The organism is Leisingera sp. ANG-M6, from assembly GCF_000813905.1.
Lineage (GTDB): Bacteria > Pseudomonadota > Alphaproteobacteria > Rhodobacterales > Rhodobacteraceae > Leisingera.
This window is the reverse complement of the sequence record NZ_JWLG01000004.1, coordinates 13,526-31,637: the sequence shown is the minus strand read 5'-3', so window position 1 is coordinate 31,637 and position 18,112 is coordinate 13,526. Positions and strand designations below refer to the sequence as shown.

The following is an 18,112-nucleotide window of genomic DNA, read 5'->3' as shown; positions in this document are numbered from 1 at the left end:
AAGGGACTACGCAAAATGACCGCTCAATCGGGAGAACTGATCGCCAGTCAGATCGGCGCTAACCTGCCCTATTTGCGCCGCTATGCCAGGGCGCTGACCGGCAGTCAGGACACCGGTGACAAGTATGCGCTGGCGACGCTCGAAGGCATTCTTGCTGGCGAAGAAGATTATGACAGCACGCTGTCTCCCAAATTAGCGTTGTTCCGCGTCTTTCATGCTATCTGGTCCTCTTCAGGAGCTCCCGCCGCGGAAAATGAAGACGAGCCCAGTCTGGCAGCCAAGGCACAGAAACACTTGCGGCGGCTTACACCGAACACCCGAGAAGCGCTTCTGCTTCACACCATCGAAGAGTTCAGCGCAAAAGATACCGGCAGAATCATGGGCGTGAGTGAAAAAGAAGCCTCTGAACTGATTTCAATTGCTTACGAGGAAATGGCTCGCGCCACCTCTGGCCAGGTTATGATCATCGAAGATGAGGCGGTTATTGCAATGGATCTCGAAGCGATCGTGACCGGAATGGGCCATAGCGTGACGGGTATCGCCCGCACAGAAACCCGCGCGAAGGAGGTGGCCGCACAGGTTTCGGCGGACCTCATCCTGTCTGACATCCAGCTGGCAGACAACTCCAGCGGCATCGACGCGGTGAATGGGATCCTGGCAACTCATGGCGAACGGCCAGTGATTTTCATCACGGCCTATCCTGAACGCCTGCTGACAGGTGAGGGGCCGGAACCGGCGTTCTTGATTTCAAAACCTTATACTGAGGAGCAGGTGCGTTCGGCAGTGAGCCAGGCGATGTTCTTTTCGTCCACCGAAACGCTGAAGGCCTGATTAAGCTTAGTGGAGAGAGGTGCTCAGTCCAGGTCCGTATTGGCAACGGAGCAATAAATGCTCCGTTAGTCATGCACAAGCTAAGTCCATTGGGCAGGTGCTGCAAACAACGTTGTATTCTAGACGTTTAAAGCAATCTGTTTGCTGCTGCTTCGCTGTCTTGGATTCTGCTGGCGCAATGAAGACTAGTCTTCAGCGCCAGCTAAAACACAGATTGACAGTTTGGGCACCTTTCATACCAGTTTAAGCCAGATACCGCGCGCGGATGAGTGGGGGTTCACGCCAGTGTGGCAATCCGGCTCTGACTTGGTGGAACCGGCAGACTCGCAAAATTTGGTTGCTGCAAGCGCTAACGTAATTTGTGCTCTTTTTCCAAATTCAGTCGCCGAAGCAGCAAATGCCCCATTAGTTTTGCTTATCCATGAGTTTCATATCGTGTGTTGACAGAAGGCCGCGAAAGGGCCCGCATGCACCAGCAGCTGTTTGTAACCGCCTCCTGTGGCCGGTATTTTCCCGGCGGCGGTCAAGAGCTCCTTCCAGCCGATCAGGGCTGAAACCGCGGAAATGTCCTGCACATCAAGCTAGTTGTTATCTCTAGAAGTGCAGCGGAGTTTGGAATGAGCAGTACCCCTCTTACTTTCGCAGACCGTCACCAACGATTGAAGTTCTTCCGGTTTGCGCCATGGCAATGCTCAATTCTTCGCTAAGGGCATTCCAAAGTTGTTCCAGCCCCGGCTCACCAGCAGCCGCTATCGCGTATTGCAGAATCCGGCCGATAAAGACGAAGTCCGCACCCACTGTAAGAGCTTTGAGAACATCCTCGCCTGACCGGAGGCCGCTGTCATAGAAAACTGGGGCCTCCGGACCCACCGCCGCACGTATTTTCCTGAGCATCTCTATCGGTGCCGGAGTTGCTTCCAATTGGCGCGCGCCATGGCTGGAAACCTGGATGGCATCAACGCCTGCAGCGACCAGGGTGCGGGCATCTTCTACGTCGAGCACGCCCTTCACCACCAGCTTGCCGGGCCAGAGATCGCGCAGCCGCGCCAGTGTGTCCCAAGTGGCGCGCGCCCGGCTTTCGGTTCGGTCGAATTCGTAGCCCTCCATCTCGAAATTCGCCATCACTGGCTTACCTTTCATCAAAGTGGTCAGAGACCAGCGCGGATGCAGGGCAAAATCAATGAACTGCCGCGGGCCGATGCGGAACGGCATCTTGAAGCCGTGGCGCAGCTCGCGCGGGCGGCGGCCGACCTCGGGCACATCGACCGTGAGCACCAGCGTCTGATAGCCGGCCGCGCGGGCGCGCTCGGCCAGCTTGAAGGTGCCAGTGCCGTCGCCGCTGAAATAGAGCTGGAACCAGGCATAGCCCTCTGACGCCGCCAGGATGGTCTCCAAAGGAGTCGAGGCGACGGTGGAAACCCCATGCGGCACACGGTAGCGCGCCGCCAGCCGGGCCAGCATCAGGTCGGCCCCGGGGGCCGACAGGTTGCACATGCCCATGGGGGCAATGCCGAAGGGCCGGTCCGCCTCGGCACCGAAAACCCGGGTGGCCAGCGAGCGCTGGCTGACATCGCGCAGGATACGGGGCCGCAGGGTGATGGCGTCCAGGGCAGCGCGGTTGCGCGCCGCCCCGGTTTCCTGTCCGGCGGCGCCGTCGATATAGTCAAACACCATCCAGGGCAGCCGCCGCCGGGCCAGGCGCCGGGCATCCTCGGCGGAATGGATGGCGCCTGCGCCCATCAGCCGGCCACGGCCTTCATGAAGCGGTCGCGGATCACCACTGGGTCCATCGTGATCACCGGCATCTTGGCGTTGCCGCTGTCGCATTTGACCACCAGCACGGTGGCTTCACCGCTGGCGAGCGCTTCCTCCAGCGCCGGCCCGGTGTCCTTGTCCTGCACCTCCACCACCCGGGCGCAGCCAGCGGCGCGGGCCATGCCCGCCAGATCGGTGCGCTGGCTGGTATAGGTTGGCTGATCACCGGTGGAGCCATAGGAGCCGTTGTCGATGATCATCAGGATGTAATTGCCGGGGGCATTGTTGCCGATGGTGGGCAGGGTGCCGAGATTGGTGAGGATCGAGCCGTCACCGTCGATCACGATCACCGGTTTCGGCTGCGCCAGCGCCAGCCCCAACCCGATGGAGGAAGCCAGCCCCATGGTGCCCAGCATATAGAAATTTGTCGGCTGGTCGTCGATCGCGTGCAGCTCCTGGCTGGGAATGCCGATGTTACAGACCACCAGCTGGTCCCGCAGGATGGGCGCGATCTCTTTCAGGATTTCGGAACGGATCATTGGTCGCCATAGCCTCCCCAGAAGTTGGCGTCGGTCAGGATGGCAACGGGCTTGTTGCACATGAAGGTGTATTTCAGGATGTTGTCCAGCTCCTCGACATCTTTCTGCCAGTGGAAGTGGTAGGCCGGGATATTGAGCTGGGCCAGCAGCGCCTTGGTATGCACCGCCATTTCAACCTGGCAGGCCACCGGCTCGCGCAGCTCGCCGCGGTAGGAAATCAGCATCGGCAACGGCATCCGGTAGTATTGGATCAGCGTTGCCAGCGTGTTGATGGTGACCCCGATGGCGGTGTTCTGCATGATGATGGCGGGACGCTTGCCGCCCATCCAGGCGCCGGCGCAGAGCCCCATGCCCTCGTCCTCCTTGTTGGAGGGGATGTGAAAGATGTCGTCGCGCTGGTCGATCTCCTCGATCACGCCGGCCAGTTGCTTGCAGGGCACGGTCGTGACGAAGGAGACGCCGTTGGCGGCCAGATCGTCAGCGATCCTCTTGTCTATGTTCATGGTGGGTAGCCTTTGCTTCGGAGGTCGTGTTTCTGAGTCAGGAAGTGCGGCAGACATGCACCGCGCAAGGTGCGTGGCGGACCACGCGGGCGGCTGTCGAGCCGAGGAAAAAGTCGCTAAGCCCCGGTTTGTGGGAGCCGACAACGATGCAGTCCATGCCGTGCTGCTCTGCGTATTCGACAATGGCGCGATAGGACCGGCCTTTGACGATTTCCGCCGTCACATTGTCCAGGCCTGCGGTCTTGGCCGCGAGCAACTGGCGGGCCTTGTCGAAGCCTTCGCGCACGGTGTCTTCATCCAGGTAGGCGGTGACCGAACTGTGCACCGCCTCATAGACATGCAGCGCGGTGATCTGCCCGCCCGGATTGCACAGGGTGGCGGCGGCCTTCAGCGTGGTCTCAGAGACCCCGTGATCCAGGGCCATGGGAACCAGGATTTTGTCATACATGGTTGCTCTCCGTTTGCTCCGTGCGCGGGCTCATGCCCAGGGGTCGAGGATGATCTTGGGTGCCGCCACCGCGCCGGACCGCAGGTCGCGGAAGGCAGCTGCGCCGTCCGACAGTGGCCGCTGCTCAGTCCAGTCTAGCGGGCCGAGACGGCCGTCGAAGATTGCCTGCGCAGTGTCGCGGAAATCCTGCGCGGTATAGGTGTAGGTGCCGATGAACGTGATTTCCTGCAGCGTCATGCGGCGGATTTCCAGGCCGCCCGCGTCCTCGCCCAGTCCGACATGGGCAATCACCCCGCCGGGCGCGGCAGTTGCTGAGGCCGCGGCGCGGGTGGCGGCATAGCCCACGGCGTCCACCACCAGCGTCGCCATGCCCTGAAACTCCGCCACCACCTTTTGCCCGCAGCGGTCCGTCAGGAAGGCCCGGCGCGCTTCGTTCGGCTCCTGGATGGTCACCTCCGCCACCCCCATCGCCCTGAGCGCCAATGCCGCAGCCAGGCCGATGGCGCCGCCGCCGATCACCAGCGCGCCGGGCTCCGTGCTTGGGTGCAGCGCCTCCAGTGCCAGCCGGGCGGCGTGCCAGCTGACCGCCAGCGGTTCGGCCAGCGCGGCCTTTTCCAGCGGCACCGCCTCCGGCACGGTCAGAAGGTTGCGCTCCGGCATCGCCACGAACTGGGCAAAGGCACCCTCGCGCGGGGGCATGGAGATGATCTGGCGGCTGGCGCAGAGGTTTTCGCGCCCCGATGCGCAGGCAGCGCAGCTGCCGCAGGTCACCAGCGGATTGATCGTCACCCGGCGGCCTGCTTGCGGTCCGTTTTCGATCACCCCCGCGGCTTCATGCCCCAGGATCAGTGGCGCGGGCCTGCGGTTGTCATGGCCCAGATAGGCGTGCATGTCCGACCCGCAAATGCCGGAGGCGCGGATGCGGATCAGATGTTCGCCGTCCCGGCCCGCTGCCATTGGCACATCGCGCAGCGCAAGCGTTTCAACCCCTTCATAAACCAAGGCTTTCATTTCGCCGTGAACCCCCCGTCAACCATCAGGATTTGTCCGGTGACATAGGCCGACGCCTCCGAGCACAGGAACAGCAGCGGCCCGTCGATATCCTCCATCCGGCCGTTGCGGCCGATGCAGGTCTGCGCCGCATTGCGGGCGGCGCGGGCGTCATCCTCGAATACCGCCTGGGTCAGCTCAGTCGGGAAGAACCCCGGCCCGATCGCGTTGGCGGTGATTCCATGAGACGACCAGGCTTCCGCCATGGCGCGAGTTAGCTGGCCAATCCCGCCCTTGCTGGCGCCATAGGCAATGCCGCCGGGAAAGGCGCGGGTTGTCTGGAGCGAGGCGAAATTGACGATCCGTCCCCAGCCCCGCTCCTTCATCGCCGGCACCAGCGCCTGGCTCAGGAAGAAGGGCGCCGAAAGGTTCAGCGCCAGGGTCTGATCCCAGCCCTCCGCTGTCACCTCATCCGCGGCTTGCCGCGTGTTGACGCCCGCCGCATGCACCAGGATGTCCGGCGCCCCGAAGGGGGCGGAGACCGCCTGCCGCAGCGCTTCCAGCCCGCTGCGGTCCGCAACATCTGCGGCCGCATATGCGGCCGTCGGCCCGATCTCCGCGCAGAGGCTTTCCAAAGCCTCCGCTCGCCGCGCCACCACCACCACCTGCGCCCCGGCTGCGGCCAGCGCGATCGCTGCCCGCCGGCCCAGACCAGAGCTGGCGCCGGTGATGCAGGCGGTCCGGCCTGCCAGATCGAACAGGGCTCGCGGGTCAGCCATTGGCGGTCAGGTCAAAGGTTTCATCCGGGAAATACTTGGCCAGCCGCACGTCGGCCGCGCGGGCGTGGCCCTCCATCCCCTCCAGCCGGGCAATCCGCGCGGTGGCCTCGGCCACCGGCTTCGAGCCCTCGCGGGTGGCGCGCTGCCAGGTGACGATCTTCATGTATTTGTGGACACTGAGACCACCGGTATAGCTGGCCGCCCGCGAGGTCGGCAGCACGTGGTTGGTGCCCGCCGCCTTGTCCCCGTAAGAGACCGTGGTCTCCTCGCCCAGGAACAGCGAACCGTAGCAGGTCAGTTGCTCCAGCCACCAGTCCAGGTCCTCTGCCTGCACGGTCAGGTGCTCGGGCGCGTATTCGTCGGAACAGGCGGCCATATCCTCGCGGGCCGCACAAAGGATCACCTCGGCATAGTCGCGCCAGGCCGCGGTGGCGTTCTCGCGGTTCACCTCGGGCAGATCGTCGATGTAGCCGGGCACTAGCCGCATTACTTCTTCCGCCAGGGCGCGGTTGTCCGTCACCAGCCAGACCGGAGAGTTGTAGCCATGCTCTGCCTGGCTCACCAGATCGGTGGCGACGATATGGGCATCCGCGGTGCTGTCGGCCAGGATCAGGCTGTCGGTGGGGCCTGCGATCATGTCGATGCCGACACGGCCGAACAGGATGCGCTTGGCCTCCGCCACGAACTGGTTGCCGGGGCCGACCAGGATATTGGCCTTGGGCAAACCGAACAGTCCGAAGGTCATCGCCGCGACGCCCTGCACGCCGCCCATCGCCATGATCTGGTCCGCGCCGCAGATGTGGGCGGCATAGACGATGGCGGGGGCCACGCCCACCCCGGGACGCGGCGGCGAGCAGGCGGCGATGTGCTTGCAGCCGGCCACCTTGGCGGTGGTCACGGTCATGATGGCGCTGGCGATATGGCTGTAGCGCCCGCCAGGCACATAGCAGCCTGCCGCGTCCACCGGGATCACCTTTTGTCCGGTGACAAACCCGGGAGAGATTTCGGTTTCCACATTCTGCATCGTGCTTTTCTGCAGCTCCGCAAAGCGGCGCACATTGTCGTGGGCGAACCGGATGTCGGCCTTCAGCTTCTCCGGCACTTGCGCACAGGCGGCCTCGATCTCCTCGGCCGTCAGCAGCACATTGCCTTCGTACCGGTCGAATTTGGCGGCATATTCCAGAGCCTTGGCATCGCCGCCGACCTCAATATCATCCAGGATGCCCTGCACGATCTTATGAGTCTCGGAGGCATCCGACTTGGGGGTCAAGGCGGCTTTTTTTAGGTATTCACGGGTCATTTCCGGGGGTCCTACTTGTAGATATCAGGAAGCAGCGTGGTCGAGATCGGCGGGAAATAGGCGATCAGCAGCACCACGATCAGCATGGTCAGCACGAAGGGCACGGCGCGGGCGGCGATCTTGAGGATGGATTCGCCGGTGATGCCGGAGACGACGAACAGGTTCAGCCCCAGCGGCGGGGTGATGAAGCCCACACCCAAAGCGGTGATCATCATGATGCAGAACTGGATTTCGTTCATGCCGATGTTGTCCGCCAAGGGCTTCAGGATCGGCGCCAGGATCACGATGTTGGGGGTTGTCTCCATTACGCAGCCGGCGGCGATCAGGATGCAGATCATCAGGAGGATCAGCAGCGAGGGATCATCGGTCAGCCCGGTCACCGCGGTCACGAAACCCTGCGGCACGCCCATGATGGCCAGCGCCTCGGCCAGCGGGGCGGAGAAGGCGATGATCGGCAAGATCACCCCGTTCACCTTGGCAGAGCTGACCAGCATCGCCGGGAAGTCCGACAGCTTCAGGGTGCCGAGCAGGAAGCCCATCAGGATGGTGACGACGACCGCGGTGGCGCCGGCCTCGGTCGGGGTCAGGCGGCCTGAGAAGATGCCGTAGAAGATGATCCCCGGCACGACGAAGGCATACCAGCCGGATTTTAGCGCATGGCCCAGGTTGCCCAGCCACTCGCCCAGTCCCATATTGCCGCCGGTCTCATAGGTATAGAGCCGGTTCATGATGATGTTGGTGACCAGGATCGACACCAGGATCGCCAGACCCGGGATCAGCGCGGCCAGAAACAGGGTGGATGCGGAAATGCCGAGTACCAGACCGATGATGATATAGGCGATGGAGGGCGGGATCAGGATGCCGGTGCAGGCGCCCGCCGCCACCAGCGCGCAAGCATAAGGCCGCGGATAGCCGCTTTCGACCAGCCGCGCGATGGTCATCCGGCCCACGGCGGCAGCACCGGCGGCGTCAGAGCCGGAGATCGCCGCGAACATGCCGCAGACCAGCACCGTGGCAGAGCCGAAGCCGCCCCGTGTCCAGCAGGTCAGCGCCTCGGCCACATCCAGGAACTTCTTGCTGAGCCCGGTCCGAACCAGCACATCGCCGGTCAGGATGAACAAGGGCACCGCGGTCAGCGCAAAAGCGTCGATGCCGGTGAACAGGCTTTCGCCGATGGCGCTGAGCGGCAGGTCGCCAGACATCACCAGCATGGTGATCGCCGCCGCGCCAATGGCGGCCCAGACCGGCACTGCCAGCGCAATCAGCGCCACGAACATGATCACTGGCAGGTAGAAGTCCCAGCCCAGCTCGACTGTTTGGTTGAGTGAATTCCACAGCATCGCTTAAGGCCCCTCAATCAAACAGCTTGTCGCCTTCAAAGACGGGGGTGCCGTCGCGAAGGCTGCGGTAATCGCGCAGGAAGGATTGCAGCAGGCGCCAGATCATCAGGGCAAAGCCCGCGGGCACCGCCATCAGGAACCACACCATCGAGATGCGCAGCCCGTGGCTGACCGATCCGAATTTGGCGGAGACCAGCACCGTCTCGAACGACCAGTAAAGCGCGACCAAGGCCACGATGAACATCACCAGGTCGCCGAAGATGTAGACCAGCGCCTTGGTGCGAGGCCCCAGGTAATGCAGGATCACGTCGATACGGATGTGGGCGCGCTCCTTGACCGCCGCCGCGGCGCCGATCCAAGCCAGGTAGATAAAGGAATAGCGGACGATTTCCTCGCCCCAGATCGAGGAAAAGGCAAACAGCTCGCGCCGGATCACCTCGACCGCCATGGTGATGACCAGCATCACATAGAACACCAGGAGCAGCCAGCGTTCTGCGTTCTTGTCGATGTTTCGCAGGATGTGCATTGCCATTCCCGGGGTTCAGGCACACCCCCTCAGCCAGCCCGGCGGGCTGTTGCGAAGGCTGCTGTTGAAAAATGCGGGGGCCGGATGAAGGCGCTCCCGCCCTCTTAGGCTCAGGCGTCGTGGACGTAGTATTTGCCCTGGGTGCCTGCGGCCTCTTCCAGCTTGGCGAAGTTGTCCATCGAGCCTGCCAGCTCGGTCTTGAAGGAATCCCACTCGCTGCGCTGATAGCCGCCGGCTTCCTGCCACTCGCCCAGCTGATCGTCGCTCAGAGCATGGAATTCGACACCGGCCTTGGTCAGTTCCGCCATCGCATAGGCGCGGGCGGAGGGCACTTTGGACAGGTTCTGATGCGCGGTCATTTCCGATCCCCACATCACGCCGTCCTGCACGTCGGCAGGCAGTGAATTGAACCATTCCAGATTGCAGGAATAGACCTGACTGTCTGGCACCGCCTGGGTGAAGGTCACATGGCTCAGGATATCCTTGAAGCCAAAGACATAGAGTGCCCCGACGGAGGGATCGAGCGCATCCGCCACCCCCTGCTTGATGGCGGAGGGCGTCTCGCCCCAGGCCACCGGCGTCGGGTTGGCACCGACCATGCGGTAATACTGCTGCAGCATCTTGGATCCCGGCACCCGGAATTTCACTCCGGCCATGTCGCCCGGCGACATCACCGCGTTGCCGCCCTTGCGCACCGCCACGACGCGGGGGTCGATATTGACATAGAACAGCGCCTTGAAGCCTGCGGCCTCCACTTTTGGGTGCACTTCCGCGTTCCAGAAATCGGAGGTCACCAGATTGGTGAAACGCTGGTTGGAGCCGCAGAGATAGGGCATGTTGATCAAGTCAACAGTGGAGGCGAAAGGCGCAAAATTCGACAGCGAATGCTGCGCTGCCTGAATGGTTCCGCCCTGCACCTTCTGCACCAATGCGCCGCCCGCACCCAGCTGGCCGCCAGGGGCCAGCTTGACATAGATCTTGCCATTGGTGGCGTTTTGGATGTTCTCCTTGAGATCCAGCTGCATGATCGGATAGCTGCGCGACGCGCCCAGCACATAGGCCGTGGCAACGGTCATGATATGCTCCGCTGCACGTTCCCGCTCTTTCTCTTCCTTGGCGGTTTGCGCGGCGGCTTCGGACGACCAAAGAACCCCGCCGGCGCCGGCCACCAGCGCCGCGGTGAAAGAGCCGGTCGAGGCCAGTTTCAGAAAATTGCGGCGCTCAGCAGATTTGAGGCCATCCTTGCCATTCGTCATTGTCTTCCTCCCTAAAGATCCGTCAGCTGCCGTTCTTGTTCTTGTGGTCAGCCTCGCGCTTGAGAATGGCCGCCACGAACAGGATCGAGGCAGCGAACAGAACCAGCATCTCTCCGACATCGCCCAGGAAGCCGCCGCCGCCAAACGCACCCATGGCGACATTGGCAAAGAACACGGCAAAGACGGCAGCGGCAGCCCAGAGAAACATCGCAAATTCCCGGTTTGTTATCCCAATCCCATTTGTAAGCGCTTACATTAATAATGCAAGCGCTTACATTGATAGCTGGCAAGCGCTGCATTTTGTGGTATGACGAGGGGCAAAGGAAATGGCAGACGTCACATGGGAAAAACCCGCTCAGCTCCGACACTTAACGATGTTGCAAAGGCCGCGGGCGTTTCCACCGCCACGGTGTCGCGCTGCCTGAATTCTCCGGATCGGGTGATCGAGGCAACCCGCCAGAGGGTGATGCAGGCGGTCGAATCACTGGGCTACACGCCGAATTTCGCGGCGCGCGTGATGGCAGCCAAACGCAGCTTCACCATCGGCGCCATCATTCCGACCATGGACAACGCCATTTTTGCCCGCGGCCTGCAGGCCTTTCAAGACCAGCTGCACGAGAAGGGCTATACGCTCCTGGTGTCCAGTTCGGTCTACGACCCTGAGGCGGAACGCGAGCAGATCCGCACCCTGGTGGCCCGCGGCGCCGACGGGCTGCTGCTGATCGGGCACGCGCGCGACGCAGAAATCTACGAGTATCTGGAGCGCCACCAGATCCCGTCACTGGTCGCCTGGTCCTACGATCCCGAGGCACAGCGGCCCTCTGTCGGTTTCAGAAACACAGACGCAATGTGCGAACTGGCGCGGAGCGTGATTTCGGCCGGCCACCGGCGGATTGCCATGATCTCGGGCATGACACAGGGCAACGACCGGGCGCAGGGCCGTTTGCAGGGCGTCAGGCAGGCAATGGAGGAGGGTGGACTGGACACCAGCGACTTAAAAGTGATCGAAACAGCATATGAAATTGACAAGGGGGCTGAGGCCTTTGCCCAGTTAATGGACCTGACGCCTCGCCCAACAGTGGTTATATGCGGCAACGATGTACTGGCTGCAGGGGCCGTGCACGAAGCACGAAAGTTGGGGATTAAGGTACCAGAGCAGGTATCCGTCACGGGCTTTGATGATATCGAGCTGGCGGAGATCGTTAGCCCAGCCCTGACCACCGTTCACGTTCCGCACCGAGAAATGGGACGCAAGGCAGCGTGCGAACTGACAGCAATGGTTGAAGGCAAGTCGGAAGGCAGAACAATCTGCATCAGTACAAGGCTTGTTACCCGCGACTCTTTGGCAATGCCGCCTTTTCTTTCATAAAGAAAGACTCGCAAAATAGGTTAGTGCACCTGACACTTACGGAATAGCAAATTCCAAATGGTCCGCCCGAGACTCACCTGATCGTTTCATTTCCGGCACCACCGCTCCCGGTCGCCCCAAATGAGGACAGTCTGATTGGAGCATTTTCCTCCAAACATGAAACGGTGAATTGCCAAGCCGGAAAGTTACCTCACTTCCGCTTCAAGAAACATCAGGTTTCGGACTGGCTAATGAGTTTTGCACCAAAACGTGTCAGATCAATTTCCCAAGAGCTCTGGCTCCTTTTTGCAAGGACGGCAGGAACTCCATCAACTCAGACAAACTGCGGCGCTGCACTGGGGCATGAACCGAGAGTGTGGCTAGCAGCCGGTTGCGGGCATCCCTGACTGGAACAGCAACGGCGGCCATTCCAGCTATGAATTCCTCATCATCAGTGGAATAATCGCGGCTTTCGATCGTCTCAAGCTCTTCGCTGAGCGCATCAGGATCCGTACAGGTCTGCCCGGTTAACGCTTCGAGAGTACGCGCACGCAAGACAGCTACCCGTGTGCTTGGTTTTAGAGTAGATAGATACATCTTGCCACTTGCTGTGCAATGGAAGGGAACCTGAGTGCCTATTGGCAGTTGAATACGCAGTGGCCATTTGGTTTCCACCCGGTCCAAATAAAGCATCCCCTCACGGTCCGGGATTGCCAGATTGCATGTTTCTCCCAATTCTTCAGCAACGCCTTTGAGAATGATCAAACGCGCTGTGCTCAAATGTTCCGACGACATAGTAGCAAGTGCCAGCTTGCGCAGCCTCGGCCCGGGCCCGTAGGCCCGCCCGTCGAGGTCGCGCTGCAGGAAACCCTCGGCCTCGGCTGTTTGCATCAGCCGGTGCACGGTGGGCTTGGGCAGGCCCATCGCCTCGATCATCTCGGCCGGCTTCACCGCGACGCCGCGGCGGGCGACCTCCTCCAGCAGCACCAGAAGGCGCAGGTTGGTGGGGATCTGCCCCTCTTTCTTTTCCGGCGCATCTGCTGCCATCGCCGCCTCATCGCTACTTGTTGGGCAGCAGCACCAGCGCGAAATCAGGAACCAGTGAGACCAGTACCCAGACCCCGATCAGGGCTGCAAGGTAAGGAACCGTATAGCGGAGCAGGCGGAAATACGGAACACCGGTCACACCGGATGCGACGTAGAGGTTCAGCCCGTAGGGCGGGGTGATGAAGCCGATGGAGGCGCCGACTAGGAAGATCACTGAGAAATGGATCGGGTCGACCCCAACAGAGGCCGCGATGGGGGCCAGGATCGGCGCCAGGATGATGGTCACCGGCAGGCTTTCCAGCACCATGCCGGAGAAGAACACGATGACCATCGAGGTGAACAGCACCGCATGGTAGCCACCCATTGAAGTGACAAACCCGCCGATCGCCTGCTGCGCCCCGAGGAGCGACAGGATCTGCTGCATCACCACGGAAATCGCGATCAGCGGCGCCAGAATGCCAGTGATCTGGGCCGAGCGCACCACGATGCCGGGGATCTGCGGGATGGTGAAACCCTCAACCACCAGCATTTCAGCATAGGATTTTTCTTCCCACGTCTTGTCACTGCGGGCACCGGTGATTTTGGTCACCACCCAAGACAGCACGCCCGCAATCACGCAGAAACCAACGGTAACGCCCGCCGCCTCAGTAGGGGAGAACTTGCCGGTGTAGATGCCCCACAGCACCAGCCCGATGGCAAAGAAGCCAAGCCAGGCGCCGAAGGCTGTTTTCAGGACCCGGTTCAGCTGCAAGGGGATCAGGAAGCCCCAGCCGTTCTTGCGGCAGATGATCCAGCAGGCCAGCTGCATGCCGATGACCATCATCGCGCCAGGCAGGATGCCCGCGACGAACAGGTCGGAAATCGGCAGGTTCATCAGGAACCCGTAGACGATAAAGATGATCGACGGCGGGATGATGATGCCCACGGTGCCGCCCGCGGCGGCGGTGGCCGCCGAGAAACGCTCGTCATAGCCGCCCTTGACCATTTCCGGGTGCAGCATCGAGCCGATGGTGGCCGTTGTCGCCGAGTTAGAGCCTGAAATGGCGGCAAACAGCCCGCAGGCGCCGAGCGAGGCCATCGCCAGCCCGCCGCGCATCCAGCCAAGGCAGGCATAGGCAAAATCCGAAAGGCGCCGGGCGATGCCGGACTGGTTGATCAGGTCGCCGGTCAGGATGAACAGCGGCATCGCCAGGAGCGCAAAGCCCTTGTTGAACACATTCAGAAGCTCCGCCCCCATGTTGTCGAGCGTCAGCCCCAGCACGAAGGAGCAACCGATCACCCAATAGCCGATCACCAGCAGCACCGGCACGCCCAGCATGAACAGGAAGGTGACCCCAATCGAGATCAGCGTGACCCAGGTTCCCGTATCCATTACACGTCTCCTCCGATCACAGCCTGTTTGATCAGCGGCGCGCCGCTGCGGTAGTTGCGGATGTCGTCGGCCAGGTTTTCAAACACCCGGGCGATCATCAGGACAAAGGACAGGGGCGCGGTGATCAGGAACCACCACTGCAGCACGCTGTCGGTGCCCAGCACGATCTGGAAGTTCGAGGCCGACAGCGCCGTCAGCCGGGTGGTGGTGACAAAGACGATCACCGCAAAGCCGAACCACAGGACCGCATCCAACGTCAGGCAGCCCATCTGCGCCCAGCGGGGCATGACGGTGCGGAATTCCGAGAAGCTGAGATGGGTCCGCAGCCGCACGTTGAAGGCGGCCCCGAACCAAGCCATGATCATGAACAGCAGCGGCGGAATGGTGGTGGACCAGGGCTGCTGGTTCTTGAACACGAAGCGGTCAATCACACCCCAGAAAATGATGAAGGCAATCGCCAGGTAGCTCCACACCATGATGGTGCGCTCCAGGTGCCGGTCCATCAGCGGCACCAGCCGGTAGACCAGCATCACCAGAAGGCCGCCGAGCGCGGCGGCGGCGGTGCCCAGCACCCAAGCGGCATTGCTTTCCAGGGCATTGCGGATTTCCCAGCTATCCTGGGACGCGAAGGCGCTGAAAATGGCAGCGATATCCGGCCAAAGCTGCATGTGTTCCTCCCCTCATTGCCCCTGTGATCCTGCCGGATCCTGTCGGGCAAACAAGGCCGACGCAATCTGGCACCGGCCCTATGCTCATTGTTCAGGCCTTTGTCAGCCCTTCCACCAGCGGCGCGGTTCTACGTTTTCGGGCTTCATGTCTTTGTCGACTTCGCGCGCGATGGTGTAGATTTCCTGGTAGGTGTCGATGCCGCCAGCCCATTTGTTCAGGCGGTCGCGCCACTGCTCCCACAGCTGCGGCTGGAACTCGGGCGAGCACATTTCCTCGGCCATGCGGATTTCGCTGTCTGGCAGGAAGGCCGGGCGGACGCCGTGTTCCGCAAACACCGTGCCCGGCAGCTGCGGGTCGGAGAAGCCGACGGTCTTCACCAGCGCCGCCTCGTTTGCAGCCTGCACATGGGCCTGTGCCCAATAGGCGCTCTCCATCACCGCGTCCTGCAGATAGCCCTCGAGGCCGTCGAAGACCTTCGCCGACATCGAGGTATGCTCGGTGCCGCAGAAGAACTTGAGATCGACGGACTGCGAGACCACTGGCGCCATGTTGGCATAGGCCACTGCGGAAGCCCAGGTTTCGGCGCCGTCGATCAGGCCCTGCTTCAGGCCGTCGAGGGTCTCTTCCCATGCCACTGGCACAGGGTTCAGGTTCAGGGCATTCATCGCAATCCGGCCCAGCTGGGTGCCGGTAACGCGGTTCTTGGTCCCGAACAGCTGCTCCAGCTTGGTGATGGTCGGCTGGTCCTTGTATTTCAAGCCCAGCTGGATGCCGCGCAGCTCGCAATGGCTGAACAGGAACTTCAGGCCGTGGCGCTTCTCCAGCGGGTCGCGCAGGATATCCTGGCTCTTCGGGTGATAGAGGAAATGGTACTGGGACGCGCGGCCTGGGAACATGAAGGCATAGTCCAGCACGTTCAGGTATGGTGCGCCGCCGGCCGAGTTCTGGGTTGAAGCGGCGTAGATGTCGACAATCCCCTGCTGGGTTTTCTCGACGCAGCTAAGCTGGCCGCAGATCTGGTTGTCGCCGATGAACTCTATACGGATCTCGCCGTCGGTACGAGCCTCAAGGTCCCGGGCAAACTCCAGCGCGCCGGCCCGTTCGATCAGCAGGTTGCGCGCGTTGAAGCCGGAAGCGCCGAACTTCAGCGTGTGCTTGGCGGGCTTAGCGTAGCGCTTCTCATAGATCGATTCCGCAGCCGAGGCGAGATTCGCCAGGCTCATCGCGCCGCCGAAACCGCCTGCTGCCAGCAGCGTCGAGCTCATCCCGTAAGTGCCTGCAACGCGGAACAGATCCCGCCGCGAAATACGGCTCAGTTTGTTAGTAAGCCCCATAATTCTCCTCCCTAAGATCAATTATTGAGACGTTTCGTATCAAAAAAGCCTAGATTATTTCCTGCGATCTGTATAGAAGTTTTTTCCACACAAGCCGGAGAGAAGGTCGTGGAAGCAGATTTCATTGTTATCGGAGCGGGGTCATCGGGGTGCGTCATCGCCAACCGGCTGAGCGCCAACCCAAGCAACAAGGTGGTGCTGCTGGAGGCAGGCGGGCGGGATATCAATCCCTGGATCCACATCCCTGTTGGCTACTTCAAGACGATCCACAACCCCTCGGTCGACTGGTGCTACAAGACCGAACCGGATCCGGGCCTGAACGGCCGTTCGATCGAATGGCCCCGCGGCAAAGTTCTAGGTGGCTCATCTTCTCTGAACGGGCTTCTGTATGTGCGCGGACAGCCGCAAGACTATGACCGCTGGCGCCAGATGGGGAACATCGGATGGGGCTGGGAGGATGTTTTGCCGCTGTTCAAACGCTCCGAGAACAACGAGCGCGGCGAAGATGAATTCCATGGCACCGGCGGTCCGCTGTCGGTTTCCAACATGCGCATCCAGCGCCCCATAACGGATGCCTGGGTCGCGGCTGCGCAGGCGGCGGGATACCCGTTCAACCCGGATTACAACGGCGCCACCCAGGAGGGCGTCGGTTTCTTCCAGCTCACGTCCAAGAAAGGCCGCCGCTGCAGCGCCGCCGTGGCCTTCCTGAATCCGGTGAAGAAACGCGAGAACCTGCAGATCATCACCCGAGCGATGGTGCAGAAGGTCGACATCCAGGACGGCCGCGCCGTGGCGGTTCTGTACAAGGACAGGTCGGGGCAAATGCAGCGCATCACCGCGCGGCGCGAGATCGTACTGTCGGGCGGCGCCATCAACTCGCCCCAGATCCTGATGATGTCGGGCATAGGCGAGGCGGCACAGCTTGCCGAACACGGCATTGAGGTCAAAAAAGACCTCTATGGCGTCGGCAAAAACATGCAGGACCATTTGCAGGCGCGGCTGGTTTACAAATGCAATGAGCCGACGCTGAACGACGAGGTCCGCACCCTGTTCGGCCAGGCCAAGATAGGCCTGAAATATGCGCTATTCCGGGCCGGTCCGATGACAATGGCCGCGAGCTTGGCCACCGGATTCATGAAGACCCGCGACGACTTGGAGACCCCGGACGTCCAATTCCACGTGCAGCCGCTGTCGGCCGAGAACCCGGGCAAGGGGGCAGATCCCTTCTCGGCCTTCACCATGTCGGTCTGCCAGCTGCGCCCTGAAAGCAAAGGCGAGATCCGGATCGTGTCCGCCGATCCGAACACCTATCCCAAAATCATACCGAAATACTTGTCGGCCGAAACCGACTGCCAGACCATCGTGGCCGGGGTGAACATTGCCCGCAAGATCGCCCGCCACGCGCCGCTGACCTCGAAGATCTCTGAGGAGTTCCGCCCAAGTGCGGATCTGCCGATGAACGATTACGAGGCGACGCTGGACTGGGCACGCAGCAACACCGCGTCGATTTATCACCCCACCGGCACATGCAAGATGGGACAGGGCGGCGACGCGGTGGTTGATGCGGAACTCCGCGTGCATGGCATTCGGGGCCTGCGGGTGGCGGACTGCTCAATCATGCCGGAGATCGTGTCGGGCAACACCAACGCGCCCGCGATCATGATCGGGGAAAAGGCCAGTGAACTGATATTGCAGTAGTTTCGGTTCACCTAGAACCAAGAGTGCGACTTACCTTCCTGACGTCAACCCAAGGATGCACAAGGTTTTCCTCCAAACACAGCCTCAGCAACGTACAAGCGGCATTTGCAATCCTCTTAGACTGTCCGGTTCTGATTGAGGGGCTGATGGGAGAATAGAGAATGGGACTATTTCCTTGTGCTGCCGACCACAGTGAACCAGTCGTGCGCTACAGCGATTCTGAGCTTTCAAGAAAATGCATGCAGCTGGAGGCGGATATGCTCGCAGAAAATTTATAGCAGCACCCAGTTCATCCACCGAATTGCTGTAAGCGTATTTCGAAGCTGGTGTCTGACGCCACAGAACAGAGCGTGGCACGGCTGACCCTCAAGTTCGCT

The 18,112-nt window shown here is 61.5% G+C and carries 18 protein-coding genes; 3 read left to right on the top strand and 15 right to left on the bottom strand.

Annotated elements, in window-relative coordinates; all coding sequences use genetic code 11:
- Positions 1-15: 15 nt before the first annotated feature.
- The gene (locus RA24_RS02325) at positions 16-831 is read left to right on the top strand and encodes a response regulator (protein ID WP_039189518.1); all 816 of its coding nucleotides are present in this window, start codon (positions 16-18) and stop codon (positions 829-831) included.
- A gap of 633 nt (positions 832-1,464) precedes the next feature.
- Here the strand turns inward: RA24_RS02325 and RA24_RS02320 are convergent.
- From RA24_RS02320 to RA24_RS02270, 11 genes are all read right to left on the bottom strand, one after another.
- Complete coding sequence (locus tag RA24_RS02320; RefSeq protein ID WP_019296355.1) at positions 1,465-2,571, bottom strand: alpha-hydroxy acid oxidase; 1,107 nt, start codon at positions 2,569-2,571, stop codon at positions 1,465-1,467.
- Complete coding sequence (gene comE, locus RA24_RS02315; RefSeq protein ID WP_019296356.1) at positions 2,571-3,125, bottom strand: sulfopyruvate decarboxylase subunit beta; 555 nt, start codon at positions 3,123-3,125, stop codon at positions 2,571-2,573. The genes RA24_RS02320 and comE overlap by 1 nt, the downstream gene beginning before the upstream one ends.
- On the bottom strand, positions 3,122-3,628 hold the full coding sequence (gene comD, locus RA24_RS02310) for a sulfopyruvate decarboxylase subunit alpha (protein WP_019296357.1): 507 nt from the start codon (positions 3,626-3,628) through the stop codon (positions 3,122-3,124). Before comD ends, comE begins: the two co-directional genes overlap by 4 nt.
- Before the next feature lie 37 nt (positions 3,629-3,665).
- Positions 3,666-4,076, bottom strand: coding sequence for a universal stress protein (locus RA24_RS02305; protein WP_019296358.1), 411 nt, complete (start codon positions 4,074-4,076; stop codon positions 3,666-3,668).
- A gap of 30 nt (positions 4,077-4,106) precedes the next feature.
- Positions 4,107-5,087, bottom strand: coding sequence for an alcohol dehydrogenase catalytic domain-containing protein (locus RA24_RS02300; RefSeq protein ID WP_039189516.1), 981 nt, complete (start codon positions 5,085-5,087; stop codon positions 4,107-4,109).
- Positions 5,084-5,845 carry an SDR family NAD(P)-dependent oxidoreductase gene (locus tag RA24_RS02295; RefSeq protein ID WP_039189514.1) on the bottom strand — a complete coding sequence of 254 codons (762 nt, stop codon included), beginning with the start codon at positions 5,843-5,845 and terminating at the stop codon, positions 5,084-5,086. The genes RA24_RS02300 and RA24_RS02295 overlap by 4 nt, the downstream gene beginning before the upstream one ends.
- A complete protein-coding gene (gene hisD, locus RA24_RS02290) occupies positions 5,838-7,145 on the bottom strand; it encodes a histidinol dehydrogenase (RefSeq protein WP_039189511.1) in 1,308 nt (435 codons plus the stop codon). Before hisD ends, RA24_RS02295 begins: the two co-directional genes overlap by 8 nt.
- Positions 7,146-7,156: 11 nt before the next feature.
- Complete coding sequence (locus RA24_RS02285; protein WP_039189508.1) at positions 7,157-8,485, bottom strand: TRAP transporter large permease; 1,329 nt, start codon at positions 8,483-8,485, stop codon at positions 7,157-7,159.
- 13 nt (positions 8,486-8,498) lie between these two features.
- Positions 8,499-9,011: a TRAP transporter small permease gene (locus tag RA24_RS02280; RefSeq protein ID WP_039148163.1), complete on the bottom strand. Its 513-nt coding sequence runs from the start codon at positions 9,009-9,011 to the stop codon at positions 8,499-8,501.
- Positions 9,012-9,121: 110 nt separating this feature from the next.
- Positions 9,122-10,267, bottom strand: a complete 1,146-nt coding sequence (locus RA24_RS02275) for a TRAP transporter substrate-binding protein (protein WP_039147951.1) — start codon at positions 10,265-10,267, stop codon at positions 9,122-9,124.
- 22 nt (positions 10,268-10,289) lie between these two features.
- The gene (locus RA24_RS02270; RefSeq protein WP_019296365.1) at positions 10,290-10,475 is read right to left on the bottom strand and encodes a hypothetical protein; all 186 of its coding nucleotides are present in this window, start codon (positions 10,473-10,475) and stop codon (positions 10,290-10,292) included.
- A 132-nt stretch (positions 10,476-10,607) separates the two neighbouring features.
- On the opposite strand from RA24_RS02270, the gene RA24_RS02265 reads away from it, so the two are divergent.
- Complete coding sequence (locus RA24_RS02265) at positions 10,608-11,636, top strand: LacI family DNA-binding transcriptional regulator (RefSeq protein ID WP_039147954.1); 1,029 nt, start codon at positions 10,608-10,610, stop codon at positions 11,634-11,636.
- Positions 11,637-11,888: 252 nt separating this feature from the next.
- On the opposite strand, the gene RA24_RS02260 is transcribed toward RA24_RS02265, so the two are convergent.
- The 4 genes from RA24_RS02260 to RA24_RS02245 all read right to left on the bottom strand — a co-directional run bounded on the left by RA24_RS02260 (position 11,889) and on the right by RA24_RS02245 (position 16,037).
- Positions 11,889-12,662, bottom strand: a complete 774-nt coding sequence (locus RA24_RS02260) for an IclR family transcriptional regulator (protein ID WP_039189506.1) — start codon at positions 12,660-12,662, stop codon at positions 11,889-11,891.
- 13 nt (positions 12,663-12,675) lie between these two features.
- Complete coding sequence (locus tag RA24_RS02255) at positions 12,676-14,034, bottom strand: TRAP transporter large permease (protein ID WP_019296368.1); 1,359 nt, start codon at positions 14,032-14,034, stop codon at positions 12,676-12,678.
- Entirely contained in the window at positions 14,034-14,702 is a 669-nt protein-coding gene (locus tag RA24_RS02250) for a TRAP transporter small permease (protein ID WP_019296369.1), read from the bottom strand. Before RA24_RS02250 ends, RA24_RS02255 begins: the two co-directional genes overlap by 1 nt.
- A 102-nt stretch (positions 14,703-14,804) precedes the next feature.
- On the bottom strand, positions 14,805-16,037 hold the full coding sequence (locus tag RA24_RS02245) for a TRAP transporter substrate-binding protein (protein ID WP_039189504.1): 1,233 nt from the start codon (positions 16,035-16,037) through the stop codon (positions 14,805-14,807).
- A 108-nt stretch (positions 16,038-16,145) separates the two neighbouring features.
- Here RA24_RS02245 and RA24_RS02240 point away from each other — a divergent pair, with 108 nt between their 5' ends.
- A complete protein-coding gene (locus RA24_RS02240; RefSeq protein ID WP_039189501.1) occupies positions 16,146-17,735 on the top strand; it encodes a GMC family oxidoreductase in 1,590 nt (529 codons plus the stop codon).
- Positions 17,736-18,112: the final 377 nt, after the last annotated feature.

What these genes read in the sequence shown, in the direction of transcription:
- RA24_RS02280 (WP_039148163.1), bottom strand. Translation starts at nt 9,011, where the DNA reads ATGCACATCCTGCGAAACATCGACAAGAACGCAGAACGCTGGCTGCTC.
- RA24_RS02250 (WP_019296369.1), bottom strand. Translation starts at nt 14,702, where the DNA reads ATGCAGCTTTGGCCGGATATCGCTGCCATTTTCAGCGCCTTCGCGTCC.
- RA24_RS02295 (WP_039189514.1), bottom strand. Translation starts at nt 5,845, where the DNA reads ATGGCTGACCCGCGAGCCCTGTTCGATCTGGCAGGCCGGACCGCCTGC.
- RA24_RS02245 (WP_039189504.1), bottom strand. Translation starts at nt 16,037, where the DNA reads ATGGGGCTTACTAACAAACTGAGCCGTATTTCGCGGCGGGATCTGTTC.
- comE (WP_019296356.1), bottom strand. Translation starts at nt 3,125, where the DNA reads ATGATCCGTTCCGAAATCCTGAAAGAGATCGCGCCCATCCTGCGGGAC.
- RA24_RS02305 (WP_019296358.1), bottom strand. Translation starts at nt 4,076, where the DNA reads ATGTATGACAAAATCCTGGTTCCCATGGCCCTGGATCACGGGGTCTCT.
- RA24_RS02320 (WP_019296355.1), bottom strand. Translation starts at nt 2,571, where the DNA reads ATGGGCGCAGGCGCCATCCATTCCGCCGAGGATGCCCGGCGCCTGGCC.
- RA24_RS02285 (WP_039189508.1), bottom strand. Translation starts at nt 8,485, where the DNA reads ATGCTGTGGAATTCACTCAACCAAACAGTCGAGCTGGGCTGGGACTTC.
- RA24_RS02325 (WP_039189518.1), top strand. Translation starts at nt 16, where the DNA reads ATGACCGCTCAATCGGGAGAACTGATCGCCAGTCAGATCGGCGCTAAC.
- RA24_RS02300 (WP_039189516.1), bottom strand. Translation starts at nt 5,087, where the DNA reads ATGAAAGCCTTGGTTTATGAAGGGGTTGAAACGCTTGCGCTGCGCGAT.
- RA24_RS02275 (WP_039147951.1), bottom strand. Translation starts at nt 10,267, where the DNA reads ATGACGAATGGCAAGGATGGCCTCAAATCTGCTGAGCGCCGCAATTTT.
- hisD (WP_039189511.1), bottom strand. Translation starts at nt 7,145, where the DNA reads ATGACCCGTGAATACCTAAAAAAAGCCGCCTTGACCCCCAAGTCGGAT.
- RA24_RS02270 (WP_019296365.1), bottom strand. Translation starts at nt 10,475, where the DNA reads ATGTTTCTCTGGGCTGCCGCTGCCGTCTTTGCCGTGTTCTTTGCCAAT.
- RA24_RS02260 (WP_039189506.1), bottom strand. Translation starts at nt 12,662, where the DNA reads ATGGCAGCAGATGCGCCGGAAAAGAAAGAGGGGCAGATCCCCACCAAC.
- RA24_RS02265 (WP_039147954.1), top strand. Translation starts at nt 10,608, where the DNA reads ATGGGAAAAACCCGCTCAGCTCCGACACTTAACGATGTTGCAAAGGCC.
- RA24_RS02255 (WP_019296368.1), bottom strand. Translation starts at nt 14,034, where the DNA reads ATGGATACGGGAACCTGGGTCACGCTGATCTCGATTGGGGTCACCTTC.
- comD (WP_019296357.1), bottom strand. Translation starts at nt 3,628, where the DNA reads ATGAACATAGACAAGAGGATCGCTGACGATCTGGCCGCCAACGGCGTC.